Origin of the sequence: Streptomyces sp. NPDC013187 (genome assembly GCF_042899705.1) — a bacterium.
GTDB classification, from domain to species: domain Bacteria; phylum Actinomycetota; class Actinomycetes; order Streptomycetales; family Streptomycetaceae; genus Streptomyces; species Streptomyces hawaiiensis_A.
This window is the reverse complement of the sequence record NZ_JBIBAF010000024.1, coordinates 73422-88827: the sequence shown is the minus strand read 5'-3', so window position 1 is coordinate 88827 and position 15406 is coordinate 73422. Positions and strand designations below refer to the sequence as shown.

General features: G+C 69.4%; 16 protein-coding genes. 3 read left to right on the top strand and 13 right to left on the bottom strand.

Going from position 1 to position 15406, the window contains the following annotated elements:
* Window positions 1-146: 146 nt before the first annotated feature.
* The 6 genes from ACFY5B_RS36650 to ACFY5B_RS36625 all read right to left on the bottom strand — a co-directional run bounded on the left by ACFY5B_RS36650 (window position 147) and on the right by ACFY5B_RS36625 (window position 6091).
* Window positions 147-794 carry a CoA transferase subunit B gene (locus tag ACFY5B_RS36650; RefSeq protein WP_389978610.1) on the bottom strand — a complete coding sequence of 216 codons (648 nt, stop codon included), beginning with the start codon at window positions 792-794 and terminating at the stop codon, window positions 147-149.
* Window positions 794-1573, bottom strand: a complete 780-nt coding sequence (locus tag ACFY5B_RS36645) for a CoA transferase subunit A (protein WP_389978607.1) — start codon at window positions 1571-1573, stop codon at window positions 794-796. Before ACFY5B_RS36645 ends, ACFY5B_RS36650 begins: the two co-directional genes overlap by 1 nt.
* 251 nt (window positions 1574-1824) lie before the next feature.
* Window positions 1825-3021, bottom strand: coding sequence for a hypothetical protein (locus ACFY5B_RS36640; protein ID WP_389978605.1), 1197 nt, complete (start codon window positions 3019-3021; stop codon window positions 1825-1827).
* Window positions 2985-4196 carry a Dabb family protein gene (locus ACFY5B_RS36635; RefSeq protein WP_389978602.1) on the bottom strand — a complete coding sequence of 404 codons (1212 nt, stop codon included), beginning with the start codon at window positions 4194-4196 and terminating at the stop codon, window positions 2985-2987. The genes ACFY5B_RS36640 and ACFY5B_RS36635 overlap by 37 nt, the downstream gene beginning before the upstream one ends.
* A gap of 21 nt (window positions 4197-4217) precedes the next feature.
* Window positions 4218-4742, bottom strand: coding sequence for an aromatic-ring-hydroxylating dioxygenase subunit beta (locus ACFY5B_RS36630; protein ID WP_389978599.1), 525 nt, complete (start codon window positions 4740-4742; stop codon window positions 4218-4220).
* Window positions 4739-6091, bottom strand: a complete 1353-nt coding sequence (locus ACFY5B_RS36625) for an SRPBCC family protein (protein ID WP_181361493.1) — start codon at window positions 6089-6091, stop codon at window positions 4739-4741. Before ACFY5B_RS36625 ends, ACFY5B_RS36630 begins: the two co-directional genes overlap by 4 nt.
* A 173-nt stretch (window positions 6092-6264) precedes the next feature.
* Between ACFY5B_RS36625 and fdxA the strand changes: the two genes are divergently transcribed.
* From fdxA to ACFY5B_RS36610, 3 genes are all read left to right on the top strand, one after another.
* Window positions 6265-6612 carry a ferredoxin gene (gene fdxA, locus ACFY5B_RS36620; protein ID WP_388061560.1) on the top strand — a complete coding sequence of 116 codons (348 nt, stop codon included), beginning with the start codon at window positions 6265-6267 and terminating at the stop codon, window positions 6610-6612.
* Window positions 6609-7607 carry an NAD(P)/FAD-dependent oxidoreductase gene (locus tag ACFY5B_RS36615; protein WP_389978596.1) on the top strand — a complete coding sequence of 333 codons (999 nt, stop codon included), beginning with the start codon at window positions 6609-6611 and terminating at the stop codon, window positions 7605-7607. The genes fdxA and ACFY5B_RS36615 overlap by 4 nt, the downstream gene beginning before the upstream one ends.
* Window positions 7608-7809: 202 nt before the next feature.
* Window positions 7810-8607, top strand: coding sequence for an IclR family transcriptional regulator (locus ACFY5B_RS36610; RefSeq protein WP_389978593.1), 798 nt, complete (start codon window positions 7810-7812; stop codon window positions 8605-8607).
* 133 nt (window positions 8608-8740) lie between these two features.
* On the opposite strand, the gene ACFY5B_RS36605 is transcribed toward ACFY5B_RS36610, so the two are convergent.
* The 7 genes from ACFY5B_RS36605 to ACFY5B_RS36575 all read right to left on the bottom strand — a co-directional run bounded on the left by ACFY5B_RS36605 (window position 8741) and on the right by ACFY5B_RS36575 (window position 15236).
* The gene (locus ACFY5B_RS36605; RefSeq protein WP_389978590.1) at window positions 8741-9097 is read right to left on the bottom strand and encodes a cupin domain-containing protein; all 357 of its coding nucleotides are present in this window, start codon (window positions 9095-9097) and stop codon (window positions 8741-8743) included.
* On the bottom strand, window positions 9094-9867 hold the full coding sequence (locus ACFY5B_RS36600) for an HpcH/HpaI aldolase/citrate lyase family protein (protein WP_389978587.1): 774 nt from the start codon (window positions 9865-9867) through the stop codon (window positions 9094-9096). Before ACFY5B_RS36600 ends, ACFY5B_RS36605 begins: the two co-directional genes overlap by 4 nt.
* Window positions 9868-9895: 28 nt before the next feature.
* The gene (locus ACFY5B_RS36595) at window positions 9896-11059 is read right to left on the bottom strand and encodes an amidohydrolase family protein (protein WP_389978584.1); all 1164 of its coding nucleotides are present in this window, start codon (window positions 11057-11059) and stop codon (window positions 9896-9898) included.
* Between the two features lie 27 nt (window positions 11060-11086).
* Window positions 11087-11947, bottom strand: coding sequence for a fumarylacetoacetate hydrolase family protein (locus ACFY5B_RS36590; protein ID WP_389978581.1), 861 nt, complete (start codon window positions 11945-11947; stop codon window positions 11087-11089).
* A 656-nt stretch (window positions 11948-12603) separates the two neighbouring features.
* Window positions 12604-13263 carry a nicotinamide riboside transporter PnuC gene (locus ACFY5B_RS36585; protein ID WP_389978578.1) on the bottom strand — a complete coding sequence of 220 codons (660 nt, stop codon included), beginning with the start codon at window positions 13261-13263 and terminating at the stop codon, window positions 12604-12606.
* Between the two features lie 257 nt (window positions 13264-13520).
* Complete coding sequence (locus tag ACFY5B_RS36580; protein ID WP_389978575.1) at window positions 13521-14036, bottom strand: hypothetical protein; 516 nt, start codon at window positions 14034-14036, stop codon at window positions 13521-13523.
* A gap of 72 nt (window positions 14037-14108) precedes the next feature.
* Complete coding sequence (locus ACFY5B_RS36575; protein WP_389978572.1) at window positions 14109-15236, bottom strand: sugar ABC transporter substrate-binding protein; 1128 nt, start codon at window positions 15234-15236, stop codon at window positions 14109-14111.
* Between the last annotated feature and the right edge of the window lie 170 nt (window positions 15237-15406).

The window sequence follows — 15406 nt, the reverse complement described above, 5'->3', positions numbered from 1 at the left end:
GCGGCCGTTGGGCCACCCGCCCCACCTCCCCCCCCAGCGCGGACCCCGGCCCCGCCCCCCCCCCGGGGGGGGGGGGTGGGGTCGGCCCGCCCCGGGGCGGCCGGCCCGGGTGCCGACGGCGTCGGCGAAGTACTCGTCCCGCAGGCTCAGGAGCCGGTCTCGTACGGGACGAGCACCGGGGCCGCTGTCGTCCCGACGACCCCCTCAGGGGTGACTCCGGGGGCGGTCTCGACGAGGAGCAGACCACCGTCGGTGACGTCGAGGACGGCGAGGTCGGTGATGATCCGGTCCACGCAGCACTTGCCGGTGAGCGGCAGGTCGCACTCCTGGACGATCTTGGGACTGCCGTCCTTCGCGGTGTGCGTCATGGTGACGATCACCCGGCGGGCACCGTGGACGAGGTCCATGGCTCCGCCGATGCCGGTCACCATCCTGCCGGGGATCGCCCAGTTGGCGAGGTCGCCCCGCGCGGAGACCTGCATGGCGCCGAGCACAGCGGTGTCTATGTGACCGCCGCGGATCATGCCGAAGGACAGCGCCGAGTCGAAGAACGCCGCGCCGGGCAGCACCGTGACGGTCTCCTTGCCCGCGTTGATCAGGTCGGGGTCGACCTGATCCTCGTAGGGGAAAGGGCCGGTACCGAGGACGCCGTTCTCGGACTCCAGTACGACATGGACTCCCTCGGGCACGTGGCCGGGGATCAGGGTCGGCAGGCCGATGCCCAGGTTGACGTACTCGCCGTCGCGCAGTTCACGGGCCGCGCGGGCGGCCATCTCGTCGCGTGTCCAGGCCATCAGACCCCCACCTCCTTGTCTTCCCTGGCGATGACTGTCAGCTTCTCGATCTTCTTGTCGGCGGCCTGCCCGGCGGTGAGGGCCACCACCCGCTGCACGAAGATGCCCGGCAGATGGACCTGGTCCGGGTCGATCTCGCCCGGCTCGACCAGTTCCTCGACCTCGGCGATCGTGATGCGCCCGGCCATGGCCGCCAGCGGGTTGAAGTTGCGGGCGGACTTGCTGAACACCAGATTGCCGTGCCGGTCCCCCTTCGCCGCCCGCACCAGGGCGAAGGCGGTGGTGATCCCGCGCTCCAGGACGAATTCCTCGCCGTCGAACTCGCGGACCTCCTTGGGCGGAGAGGCCACGGCGATGTCACCGTCGCCGCCGTACCGCCACGGCAGCCCGCCGTCGGCGACCAGGGTGCCGACGCCCGCCGGCGTGTAGAAGGCGGGGATGCCGCAGCCCCCGGCCCGCAGCCGCTCGGCGAGCGTGCCTTGGGGAATCAGCTCCAGCTCGATCTCGCCGCTCAGGTACTGGCGAGCGAACTCCTTGTTGCCGCCGATGTAGCTGCCGGTGACACGTGCGATCCGATCCGCGGCGAGCAGCACGGCGAGGCCGGAGTCCATGGCACCGCAGTTGTTCGAGACCACGTCCAGTCCTGTCACGCCGGCGTCATACAGGGCCTGGATCAGGACTGCCGGAACTCCGCTCAGACCGAAGCCGCCGACGGCTAGGGAGGCACCGTCAGGTATGTCCGCTACGGCCTCGGCGGCCGAGGCGACGACTTTGTTCATCCGCTCGTCCACTTCCTTTCAGGACGTCTTCGCCCTATGGAGGTTGTTCAGAGGGCGAACTTCTCTTCCGTTCGCCGGGGGTGTGATGTCTCGCGGTGCGCGACCGTCTCGACGTGCTGTGTCGATTCCGCTGGACGCAGGACGTGCGCGCCTCAGCGACACGCCTCGTCAGAGGAGGTGGGGAGGCGGCGCCGACGCGCTCTGCCGTCATGCTGCCCCGCCGGCCCGGCACGTGCCGGGAACCGCCCGCGCTACGCCGGGAGTTCGGTCAAGAGCTTGCGATACATGCGTGCGTACGCCGTCAGCTGCGCCAACGACAGGGCATCGCGACCTGGTCCGTCGGGGGCAGGACGGGCCTGCGGGCCGAGGCGCACGGTGTCGACGCCGTGAGCACGCAGCACGACGCCGTCGGTCGATCCCGTCCAGCCGGTGATCGGCGGCGGCTGCGCACCGAACTCGTCGAGCCAGGCCGCCCGGGCGGCCGTCACCACCGGGGCGTCGGCCGGCGTGGCCGCGGCTGCCGCGACCGGCTCGACCTCCACCTCGACCTCGCAGTCACGCAGCACCGACTCGGCACACCGCGCCCGCAGCCGGTCGGCCAGCCCGGCCGCCAGCACGGTCGGCTCCACCAGGTCACCGGCGACGACATACAGATCGATCCGCAGCTGGGCCGGCAGCAGATCTGGTTTGTCAGGCCACCCGCCGCTGATCGCTCCGATGCCGCACGCCCGGCCGGTCTGCCCCACCCTCGGGTCGGCGGCCAGGTAGTCCGTGCGCCAGCGGGCCAGTTCGTCCAGGACGACGCCGGCCGAGGCGACGACTCCTCCGGTCGGTGTTGCCGACTCCGCCATCATCGCGGCTCCGGACCGGCCGGTCACCCGTACGGTCAGGTAGAGCGCGCCCGGCTCGTGCCACAGCAGCGTGGGCGGGCCGCACTTGGCCACGATCGCCGAGCGCGGCAACGGGTGCGCCTCGGTGTATGCCTCCAGTCCGGTGATCCCGCCGGCGCGGCGGTGCGTCCCCGAACCGGCGAGCAGCAGCCGTCCGGTACCGGCCTCGGCGAAGGCGACCAGCGCGGCGGCGGCCGGCCCGCGGGCGACCCCGAGGCCGAAGCCGGCCACCGTGTCACCGTCCACGGTGAGCGGACCGGCCGGCGCGGCGTTGCCGGTGACCAGCCGGTTGAACGGACCGCCGTCGTCCAGTGACGTGTCGAGATGGGAGTACAGCAGAGGCCCGGCCCCTCGGGTGGCGATCAGGCTGCCGCCCGCGGGGCCGTGATCCAGTACCTGCCACTCGACGTGCGGCCACCGGTCGGCGCACCAGGCGCGCAGCCGGTGGGCCGCCGTGCGCTCCTGCCCGCGCGGGGCAGGGGTCACGTCGAACAGGTGCAGGACGTCGAGCAGTTGCCGCCTCAAAAACGTCCCCAGTCGTCGGACGCCGGACGCCACACGTCGATGTTGCGCGGGTCGGCCACCATCTTGCGGGGGCGGTGTGTCTCGTGCTCCTCCGGTGTGAACACCCGGTGCGCGTCGCACAGCTCGTAGCGCGGGCCGAAGCGGGTGTCGTGCAGGTAGAAGGCGATCGACGTCGACGCCGAGTGGTTGACGATGTCGGAGGCGATCGGCGCGCCCTTGTACAGCGCCCGGGCCCGCATCCGCATGACGTGGTCGAGGCTCTTCATCGCGAAGCAGAGGTGCGCGACGTAGTGCTCCTTGTTGTTCTGGATCGCGAGGCTGTGGTGGTAGCGGTCCTCACAACGGAAGAACGTGGTCGAGCCGACGACGTGATCGGAGGGCATGAACTTCAGGACGTTCTGATAGAAGTCCACCGCCTCCTCGAACTTGGCTGTGGCGATGAAAGGGTGCACCAGGTCGAGCGGCCGGATCTCGAGGTGCGGTGCCTCGGCGTACTCGTGGAACTCGGTGAACAGCTCGACGATCAGGCCGTCGGGGTCCTTCACCGCGAAGCCGTTGTCACACAGCGCCTGCTGGCGCTCCGGCAGCTCCAGGATCTCCAGGCCGGCGTCGGCGACGCTCTTGCGCAGCTGCTCGAGGACCTCCTCGCTCTCCACGCTGTAGCCGACCGCCGTCGTCCAGCCGTCGGTGCGCTCGGGGGCGTTGATCAGCTCGATGCAGTGGTGCTCGATGTCGGCGCGCAAGTAGGCGTACTCGTTCGTACGCTGTTCCAGCTGCAGACCGACGTGGTACTGGAGGAAGTCGATCGTGGCCTGCATGTCCGGGACTTCGATCCGGGCGTACTCCATGCCGTACGGGCCGTGCGGGCGCGTGCTCACTGGTGCTTTCCTTCCTGCGGTGAGCGACGGACGCTCGGCGAACTCGAACGAGGTGATGGCCTGCTGGGCGATGATGGGTCGCCAGCGGGTGCGCACGAAGGTCTCGTGGGACTCGCTCACGAGGTAGGCGAGCAGGTCGTCCTGGCTGTCGAAGTCGACGGCCATCGTGTGGGTGAAGGTCTGGTCGCGGGTGCTGATGTTCTCGCCGAGGACGAAGCCGCGCATGGCCGGGTACCGGTCAGGGAAGGTACGCAGCTCGGCCAGTACGGACTCCCGCGTGGCCTGGTCGACCCCGTCGGCGAAGCGGAAGGACAGGGTGTGTCGGATCATCTGGTCACCATCCGTCGCCGGCTAGAGGATGAAGCTGAGCCGGGCGCCCGCGGCGAGCGACTCGTGGCCGAGGACCGAGCGCCGCAACCGGAAACGGAGTCCGTCGTCGGTCGGCACCAGCAGATGGTCGTACCACCCGACATAGGCGTCGAAGTGGCCATCGCGGGCGCGGTGGACCACGAAGGACGCCGACACCCGGAAGGAGTCCCCGGTGTCCTCGGACAGCCGCACGTTCGACACCAGCCGGTGCGTGCGTGAGTGCGGGTTCTCGGCGTGCGCCTTGCGGGACTTCAGGCGCTTGACCCGGGCGCGGAGCAGGTCCCAGTCGTCGTCGACGAACGATCCGGTCGCGTGCGGCGACCAGCCGGGACGGTAGTCGGTGGTCGGAATCTCGTAGCGGGCGCCGGGCTCGAAGAGCGCCAGCCAGCCGTCGTAGTCCCAGTGGTCGAGGATGTCGGCCTCGGCGTACAGGAAGTCCTCGACCTCCTGCCGGGTGACGGTGCGGCCTGCGCAGTGCACGGAATGGGTGTTGGCTGTCGCGGTCATCGCACATCCCTCCCCACCAGGAAGGACGCCGGTCGCTCACCGTGGACTTCGAGGCCGTCGTCGAGCCCGGTGGCCTCGACCCAGTGCCGCCAGAAGCCCCGCATGGCGCCTTCGTCGATCGACCTGCCCTGCACGCCCTTGACCTCGTCGGCCATGCCGCGTGACATGTCGCTGTAGTCCAGCTCGGGCTGGACGGTGCCCGCCGTGGCCTGGATGCCGCGCTGGACCGCCTCGTAGGCCTCGATGTCGTCCGGCGTGGCGAGCCCGCCGGGGCCGACGAAGCTGACGACCGTCTTCATGCGCAGGGCGCGCGTGTCCGGGTCCTCGTTGCGCGGGACCAGCTGCCAGGCACGCACGTCGGTCTGGTCGGGTGCCACCGGCTCCAGCTGCCGGATCGACAGGCCCTCGATGTCGAAGAGCAGCAGGTTGGGGAAGACGAACAGGATGTGGCTCTCGTCGGCCACGTGGTGGGCTCGCTTCTCCCCCAGCCGCTGCGTCATCTCGGCCCGGTGGGCCTCGGTGCGGACACGCTCGTCCTCGCCGAAGCGCGGTTCCCAGATCATGCTTATCCGCCCGCCGTGCCCGGTCAGGACCAGTAGCCCGTGGCCGTTGCCGAGGTTGTACGCGTACTGGTTGTCGTCGGTGACGGCGTAGCCGCTCTCGCGCAGATAGCCCACGAAGGTGTTGTGCGTCGGAGCGAAGTGGTAGCCGTCCATGGCGTTCTCGACGGCGAGTTTCCAGTTGCCGCGCACGCTGTAGAGCTGCGTGCCGGGCAGTGTGGTCATGCCGCCGACGTGCTGCTGCTCGATCATCGTCATGTAGTCGGCCGCATCGCCGAGGTACTCGAGCAGTGGCGGAACGTCCGGGTCGAAGGAGACGAAGACGAACCCCTCGTGGATCTCCAGACGCGGAACGCTGCGCAGCCCCATCGACGTGCCGAACGCGTCGCCCGACTCGTACGCGCCGACATCGGGGATCGCGGCGAGCTCACCGTTGTTGCGGAACGTCCAGGCGTGGTAGAAGCACTGGAAGAGCCTGGTGGAGCCCTCGTTCTCGCGGCACAGCACCGTGCCGCGGTGCGGACAGGAATTCAGGAACGCGTGCACCTCGCCGGCGCTGTCCCGGCAGAAGATCAGCGGTCGGCCGCCGAGGGTGCGGACCTTGAAGTCGTTGGGGTTGGGGATCTCGGTCTCGTGCCCGAGGTAGAGCCAGGTGTGCATCCACACCCAGCCGCGTTCCCGGGCGAAGACCTCCGCGTTTCGGTAGGCCTCGCGGTTGACCCGGAAGGTGAGCTGGTCCCAGTCCTCGACGATCATCGGCGCTGGGACGGTCCGGGGATTGCTTCCCATGGGGAGTTTGCCTCTCACAAGTCCCGACCCGAGTGGCGTGCTGTGAGACGCCATCTCGTATGTCGCAGTAGAGTCCCCCAGCACACTCGAAGGTGTCAAGCATCCGTCCTGCTGTTGACACCCCGGTTCGGCATAGCCATCATCTTGTCCCACATTGAAATACACCGTCTCGCATGCTGTGCGACCGTGTGAAGGGCAACAAGCTCGTGCCGTACGTCATCACCAAGGCTTGCCTCGACGTCATGGACAAGTCATGCATGGAGGAGTGCCCGGCCGACTGCATCTACGAGGGCGACCGGATGCTCTACATCCAGCCCGACGAATGCGTCGAGTGCGGGCGCTGCGAACCCGTCTGCCCGCAGATCTCGATCTTCCACCACGAGGACCTGCCGGAGGAGAGCAAGCAGTTCGAGCGCATCAACGCCGAGTTCTTCACCCTCGGCAGCGAACCCCTCGGGTCGCCCGGCGGGGCGCGCAAGGTCGGCCGGACCGGCCACGACCACCCCGAGGTGGACGCGTGACCGGCCTCGCGACCACGGGCGCCGGCCCGGAGGTGTCCGTCGACCTGCTCATCATCGGCGCGGGCCCGACGGGACTGTACGGCGCGTACTACGCCGGCTTCCGCGGCATGAGCGTCGCGGTCGCCGACGCGCTGCCCGCGGTGGGCGGCCAGATCGCCGCGCTGTACCCGGAGAAGCTCATCTACGACGTGGCCGGCTTCCCCGCTGTCCGAGGCCAGGACCTGGTGGACCGGCTGGCCGAGCAGGCCTGGCGGTGGAACCCCACCTACCTGCTCGGGCACGGGGTCGTTCAGCTGGACGACACGGGCGAGGGCATCGTCGCCACCACCGACGCCGGCGCGCGGGTCACCGCGGGCGCGGTGCTCGTCTGCGGCGGGATCGGCAACTTCATCCCCCGCGAGCTCCCGGTCGGCTCCGAGTACCTGGGCCGGGGGCTGCGGTATTTCGTACCGCGTCTGAACGAGCTGGCCGGACAAGACGTCGTGGTGGTCGGCGGCGGGGACTCCGCGCTGGACTGGGCGCTGTCGCTGGAGCCGATCGCCTCGTCGGTGACGCTGGTGCACCGGCGTACGCGGTTCCGGGCCCACGAGCGCAGTGTCGAGCAGGTGCACGCGTCCTCGGTGCGGGTCCTGACTCCGTACGAGGTCGAGAAGATCTCCGGCGACGGGGCGGTGTCGGAGGTCGTGGTCGCGAGCTCCGACGGCGACCGGATCACCCTGCCCGCCCGGTCCGTCGTGGCCGCGCTCGGCTTCATCGCCGATCTCGGCCCGATCGAACGGTGGGGGCTGGAGCTTCGCCGTCGGCGTATCCTCGTCGACCCCACGATGCGCACGAGCCGGGAGCGTGTCTTCGCGGCCGGCGACATCGCCGACTACGACGGCAAGGTCAGCCTCATCTCGATCGGCTTCGGGGAGGCGGCCCTGGCCGTCAACCACATCGCGGCCCTGCTCGATCCGGCACGTTCGGTCACACCCGGGCACTCATCGGACGCATGAGGTCTCCGCAGCCGGCGGCGCGGTGAACGGGAGCGTGACGGCCGCCGGCCGTCACGCTCCCGTTCACCTCACTGCTCTCGTGGATGCCCGTCCCGGCCCCCTTTCCTCCCTCGTGACACGAGCCTTACCATCGCTTCATACAAGATGGCGTTTCATTTGGCGTCCCCCACATTGACTGGTCACGGACAGGAGCGACAATTTCATGGCCACGAAGGCGCAGCACGGCTCTGGCGAGCAGGACGGTCCGGACAGGACCGCGCCGACCATCCAGACGGTGCAGCGTGCGGCTCTGATCCTCGGCTCGTTCACGGTCGGCAAACCGCACATGAGCCTCAACGAGATCACCGCACGCCTCGGGGCGAGCAAGGCGACGGCGCACCGGTACACGAAGGCCCTGCGGGCGGCGAACCTGCTCCGGTACGACGAGCGCACCTCGTTGTACTCCCTCGGGCCCCAGGTGCTCACACTCGCCACGGCGGCTCGGGCCGGCCTGCCGATCGTCGCAGCCGCCGAGCCGTACATGGAGGAGCTGGTCCGGCGCATCGACGAGACGATCGTGCTGTCGGTCTGGGACGGTGAGTCGGCGACCGTGGTGCGCTCGGTGGACAACACCGACCACATGGTGCGCATCAGCGTCCGGGTGGGCTCACGCCTTGACCTCACGGCCTCGGCTCAGGGACGCGTGTTCCTCGCGTTCCTGCCCCCGGAGCAGGTACCGACCCTGCCGCGCTCGGTCCGCAAGTCGGCCGAGCTCATGGAGGAACTGGAGGCCATCCGGGAGCACGGTCTGTCGGTCAACTCCCCCACCGTCAACGGAGTCCGCACCGTCGCGGCGCCGATCTTCGAGGGTGACAAGATCAGCGGAACGCTCGCCATCGTCGGCACGACGGCGACCGTGTCCGACGACGTCACGTCGCCGATGGCTCAGGCACTGCTGGAAACCGCCCGCGCGCTGTCGCAGCGGCTGGGCACCTCCGAGGACTCACCCAACGGCGGCTGACCCGGTCGCAACGAACAGTAGATGGCCCACCGCGAAGCGGTGGGCCATCTGTCGTGACTGCATGGTGTCGAAGACTAAGCACAGGCCGCGGCGCACTGGGCTCCCGAGAGAGGGCAGTAACCCCGTCCGACGGTCAGGGCAGGAGGTCGGTGCGCGGCGGGACGAAGAAGTCGATGTTCACGCAGGGGGCCTGTGTCGGCTCCACATAGTGCTCGCTGCCACGGGGAACCAGCAGGAACGATCCGGCACGCATGTCGTGCGCGACGCCGTCCACGTAGTAGTTCGCCCGCCCCTCGGCGATGTGGACCAGTTGGTCGAAGTCCTCGTGCCGGTGCGGGTTGATGGTCATGCCGATCTCCAGCTCGTGGTGGCAGATCATCACCTCGTCCGTCGCGTAGACACGGCGGCGGACCCCGGGCCGTACCTGGGTCACCGGCAGATCGTCCCAGTTGACGACGGTGCTGAACAGCGCTGCGTTGCGTGTGCTCACTGGTTTTCCTTTCCGGCGGCCGCCCGCAGGCCGGCCGCCAACATCTGCAGGTCCGAGCCGACGACCAGGTAGCCGGCGCCGCCGAGGCCCAGGTCGGCCGCGGCGTTCCGGCTCGGGGCCCAGCCTCCGAACGCCACCCGCGCGGAGCGGGCGGCGTCGCGCACCCGGTCCACGGCGGCCCGCAGCACCGCCGGGTCCGCGGGCAGGCCCAGGTCGACCGCGAGGTCCGTGCTGCCGACGAAGCACACGTCGAGAGCGGCGACCAGATCGGGCAGCGGGTCCGTCCGTGCCGTCTCTATCTGGCCCACCAGCACCGGCGGGTCGTCCTGCTCAGCACGCAGGAACCGGGCCGGCGGGACCGCACCGAACCGGGCGGTTCTGTTGGCCATGCTCACCGACCGGCGGCCGGCCGGAGCGAACCGGGTCGCCGCGACGAGTGCCTCGGCCTGGGCGAGGCGGGTGAGCATGGACAACTGGATTCCCGCCGCTCCGGCCTCCAGGAGCCGGTTGATGACGGCGGCGTTCACCTCTGGCACGCGGACCAGGGCCGGAAGCCCACAGGCGTCAGCGTGGCGCACCAGGTCGACGGCGTCCCGCTCGGTGAGGGTGGAGTGTTCGAGGTCGACGACCACGAACGCGAACCCGGCCGTCTCCGCGAGCTCCACCACGTCGGGCGAGGCCAGCTTGACGAACGTACCGACGGCGGGTCGCCCGGCCGTCAGGGCCGCGCGCAGTCGGCGCCGCAGCAGATGGACGTCACCGACGCTCATGGATTCCTCCCCGGGATGCACGGGCCTGTCAGGCCGACTTCAGACCTCGCCAGGGCACGATGTCGACCTCGGTGCCGCCGTGCAGCACCACGGTCGGCTCAAGGCGCGGCGCGACGATCGTGTTGCCGGCGGCGTCGGGCAGGGTGACCTCGTCGGTCCAGTCGACGACCGTGACGTCGGCCCGTCCGCCGACCTCCAGGCGCCCGTAGCCCTCGGTGTCGAGCCCGAGCAGCCGGGCCGGGTCGATGGTGGCCCGCCGGACGCACTCCTCCAGCGGCGCGCCGAGCGCGACCAGCTTGGAGATGCTGGTGAGCAGGTCGAACACCGGGCCGCGCCAGTTACGGGCGCTGGTGTCGGAGCTGAGGATGTCGGGCAGGAATCCGTCGGCGATCGCCCGGCGCGCCACCTCGAAGCTGAGGTTGCTCTTGCCGTGGGCGGAGTCGAACAGGACGCCGCGCTCACGAGCCGCGTTGACGGCCGGCTGCACCTTGTCGCCGTCGAGGATGCCGTACGGCTTGCCGGTGTAGCAGTGCGCCACGATGTCGCCGGGACGCAGGTAGTCCAGAACGACTGGCAGCGGCTCCGAGGTCTCGCCGATGTGCAGCATCAGCGGCAGGCCGGCCTGTTCGGCGAGCGCCACGGACTTCTTGAGCAGCGACTCCCAGTTCTCGCCGACGACGTCCTCGGACAGGCGGATCTTGAAGCCGCGCACGATGTCGGGGTGGGCCTCGGCGGTCGCGAGGGCGTCCTCGGGCACCAGGGTGTCGGGGTTCAGCAGCTCGCCGAACCTGAAGTCGATCAGGCCGAGCACCGAGACGTTGAGGAAGTTGACGATGCGCAGCGGGTTGGCCTCGACCACCAGCTTGCGGAAGGCGGCGAACGTCGACGCGCCGGCCGTGCCGGCGTCCGCGGCCGCGACCACGCCGCGGCGCAGATGGGCTTCCTCGGCCGGGGCGCCGACGGCGGAGACGTACTGGAAGATGTGGGTGTGGCCCTCGACGAGGCCCGGCAGCACGGTGGAGCCGGTGACGTCGATCGTGCGGGCCGCACTCGCCGCCAGGCCCTCCCCGACAGCGGCGATGCGGTCACCGGTGACCGCCACGTCGAGCCGGGCGTTGGTGCCCGACGCCGGGTCGATGACGGTGCCGCCGGCCAGGACGAGGTCGTAGGACGACAGGGAGGAATTGGACATCGATGTGTGCTCCAGGGTGGGGAACGGTCAGCTGACCTGTTCGGTGAGCCGGTGGTCGCGCTGTGAGGCGTCCGTGGGACGCACGATGCGGGTGATGAGGGGCAGTACGCCGTCCACCTCGACGCGCACCTCGTCGCCGTCGGCGAGGAAGCACCCGCGGTCCTGGCCGGTGCCGGCCGGGGTTCCGGTGAGGACGACATCGCCGGGTTCGAGCGCGGCAAACCACGACAGCCGGCTGAGCAGATCGGGAACCGGGAAGATCATCCCGGCGCTCGTGTCGTCCTGCACCAGGTCGCCGTTGACCCGGGTCCGTACGCGGATAGCGTCGCGGTCTTCGAATGCGTCGGGCGTGCTGATCGACGGGCCGAGCGGCGTGAAGCCCGGGTAGCTCTTGGCGAGGGCGGGCGTGCCCGTGGTGCGCATGATGTCGCGCGCCGTCATGTCGTTCGCCGCGGTGATGCCGGCGATGGCGGGCCAGACCTCGGACTCGGTCGCCTGGTGGAGCCGGCGCCCCACGACCACCGCGATCTCCCCCTCGTAATCGGGTTCGGACGCGGTCGGCGGGATCACCACCTGCGCGCCGGGTGCCGACACGCCGGAGGCGGCGGCCAGGTACAGGATCGGCTGGTCCGGCAGTCCCCTGCCGGTGTGGGCCGCTTTCGACACGTAGTTGAGGCCGACGCCCCACACGGCGCGGGGACGACCCAGCGGCGCGAGGAGCGTGGACTCGTCGAGCGGTACGCGCCGACGCACCGCGCAGGACGCCAGGCACCGTAGCGAGCCCTCCTGTTGGAGAACCGCGCTGACCTCGGGAAAAGCAGTGTCCAACAGGGCGACAGCCCCGTCCTCGAGCCGACCCAGGCCGGCGTCCGTCGTGACTACTCGCATGGCGAGCATCTTTCAATGCGAGATGGCATCGTGTCAAGCGATACGAACCGACGAGACTCGGAGGGGACGACACGCCGCTCGAACGGGACCTGACGGCTTGTCAGATGCGTGCATGGTGAGCGGTTCCGGGGACGCCGACTTCGGCGTCACCCGAACCGTCGCGGCCGGCTCGTCGCCGTCACCGATAGGACAGACCGACTCGTACACCGTCCGCCGCGAGGTCCCGTCCCGGCACCGCAAGAGGGGCTGCCCTGCCGAAGACCGCCGGGCCGGTGCCATCAGCGGCTGGACGTCCGCGCCACCTGGCGAGTGCATGACAATTCCACTTGCCGCGCCGAGGCCGGGCGATCTCGTCGAAGACCGCTTCGATCTCCCAGCGCCGGATGCAAGGCGGAACCCGGGGGCTTCTTGTGATCGTGAGACTGGCGGTCAGCCGGATGGTGTCACGACCGTCCAGGCGGCCATGACAGCAGGTCGTGGAATTGCCGGGCCCCACAGCCTGCGGTCGCCCGGCAACAGCACCGCCTCCCGAAGCAGGCGGGCGCGACGCGGGAGGGACACTCGGCCCCCGCGACACGCACGGGGCCGGCCGAGCTCACCCGCCCCGACCCTGCCATCGACCAGATCGCGCGCACGATCGGGAGAAGAACCGCCCCTCAAGCCCCCTCGGACACCTGTTCACCGCGCGGCTCCAGGGCGGGCTGCGGTGCACTGCGGGAGCGCAGCCACCAGTCACGCATACCCCACAGGACGAGCGCGCCGTAGACGACGTAGACGAACCCGGAGACGGCGTAGCCGTTGGCGAAGGTCAGCGGGACGCCGACCAGATCGACCAGCAACCAGGCGATCCAGAACTCGACCATGCCGCGCGCCTGCGCGTACATCGCGACGACCGTGCCGACGAAGATGTAGGCATCCGGCCAGGGATCCCAGGACAGCGTCGGGTAGACCTTGAACAGCAGGGCCACCGCGACCGTGCCGACGGCGACGGCGCCCACCATCGCCGCGCGCTCACGCCACGTGGCGAACCGCGGGGTGATCTGACCGTCCTCGGACCGGCCCTTGTCACGGTTCCACCGCCACCAGCCGTACAGAGCAACGCTCATGACGACGGCCTGCTTTCCGGCGCTGCCGGTCAGGTGGCCGAAGAAAGCCCCGAAGAGGATGAGGCCGGACAGGAACTGCACGGGCCAGGTCCACAGGGAGCGGCGCCAGCCGAGGGCGAGGGCGGCCAGGCCGAGGATGTTACCGATCATGTCCGACCACAGGATGTGCTGGCCGAACAGGACGAACGCCTCGGAGTTCAGCCCGTTCACCGGGCGGTCAGCCCCGTCTCACACGAGTGGAGCGTGATCCTGACGCCCTGCGGGCGCCGGATACCGGGTTCAGGAAGCGATCCATACGCCACAGCATCGGCCCTCGCTACCCAGATTGTCTAGACTCAAACCTGATAGGCCGCACATGAGAGAAATAGTGCGCGACCAGCCACACGCGCAGCCCGTCACGAGCGACCCACTCGGCGGGGTCGGCCGGTGGCGCAGCCGTGTCCCACAGGGCGGGCCCGGGCAAGCGGCTAGAAAGCGGGGGGCGACGTAGGCGCGTTCGGCACGCCGACCGGCCCGGCAGCCCAGTACACCGTCCGGTGCGGCCCGGAGAGCGCGCCGAGGACCTCAGGATCGATCGGCTCCGCGACCGCGGAAACACTGCCCCTCAGACGCAGCGCGCCCTGCTGGGCCGGCAGGAAGTCCGTGTTGATCTCCCGGACCAGGGCCGCCGACATCATGTCCGCACGGACACAGAACAAGTAGTCCTTACGGTCCCGGCTGATCCTGATGCCGAAAGTGCGGAGCGGCAACCGGTCAGGGTCCACGCGCTCGCACTGGACACGGAACTCCGGCGGGGTGGCCGCCAGCTCGGGTCGCAGCACGTACAGGTTCGAGTGGGCCAGGTGCCGGAAGAACTCGTCCAGCTCTCGCAACAGCGTCGGGTGTACATGCCCCGCGAGGAGGAGGTGATCACTGCGAATGCCGCCCGGCGCGGGAGTCCAGCGGGCTTGCACGAGGCGCGAGTCCGGAAGCGCGTCAGCCACCTGCCAAAACGTTCTAAACCGTGGCATGCGCCCAAGAGTGCGCCGAGTAGCGCGATATGTCCAGGGCTGCCGTCACTCGTTCCCGAGCGCCTGCTTCTTCAGGCCTGTCGCCGCGCAGTCGGCCGCGAGTCGCGGCGTACATATGTCGGACAGTCTGTACATGCCGTCCTTGACGACCGTGTCCTTGATGTTGCTCTTCGTCAGGGCGACGACAGGCACGAGATGCGCGGGGATGTCCTTGCCCGTGGGGCTGTCCACTCTGTCGGGCGTGAGGGCTTGGAACTGTATGTTTCTACCCTGGGCCTTGGCCACAGCCATCTCGGCTGCGCGCTCGGCCTCCTGCGGGTACGGCTTGTACACGCTCATGTACTGCTCACCGGTGACGATCCGCCGCACCGCGGAGAGCTCGGCATCCTGCCCGGTGATCGGCGGCAGGTCGGTCACACCTGCGGCCTTCAGCGCTTTGATGACGCCGCCCGCCAGACCGTCGTTGGCGGCGTAGACGGCCTCGATGTCATGCCTGCCGAGTTCGTTGATCGCGTCGGTCATGTTCTTCTCGGCTTTCTGCGGCTTCCAGTCCTTGATGTCGAACGACTTGGCGATCGTGACCTTGCCGTCGAGCGCGAGGAGCGCGCCCGCCTTGAACTGCTGAGCGTTCGGGTCGGTGGGCGAGCCGTTCATCATGACGATCTTGTCGGAGATGCCGGCGTCCTCACCCAGAGCCTCCAGCAGGGAGCGACCCTGTACTTCGCCGACGAGTTCGTTGTCGAAGGTGATGTACGCGTCGATCGGGCCCTCGGCCAGCCGGTCATAGGCGATGACCGCGATACCGGCCTCCTTAGCCTTTCTCACGCCACTGGCGATGGCGTGCGCGTCGACGGGGTCCAAGAGGATCACGTCGACCTGTCTGTTGATCATCTGCCGTAGTTGTCGTGCCTGTTCGGCGGCATCCGCCTCGGCGTTCGCGTACTCGACACGGCCGTGGCCGCCGGTGAGGGACTCGACCTTCGCCTTGATCGTGGGGTAGTGGAACTGCTCGTACTGGGGGTTCGACTTTTCCGGCAGCAGCAGCCCGACGGTGATGTCGTCGCCTTTGGTCGGGCTCGCATCGCCGCCGGCCCCTGCCGCGCCGGGCCCGCCGCAGCCGGCGAGCGGGACAGAGATCGTTGCGATGGCTACGGAGATGGCGATACGACGCATCGGGAGAGCTCACTTCTGGCGCGATCCGGACGTGGGTACTGCGTTGCGGCCCACGTGGCTGAGGAGGCCGACACGGAGGCGACCCTCGGCGTCGAGCATGACTAATGTACGAGATGCGAGATGCCACATTGACATGCGAGATAGTGGGTCCTAGCGTCAGGGCATCCCCA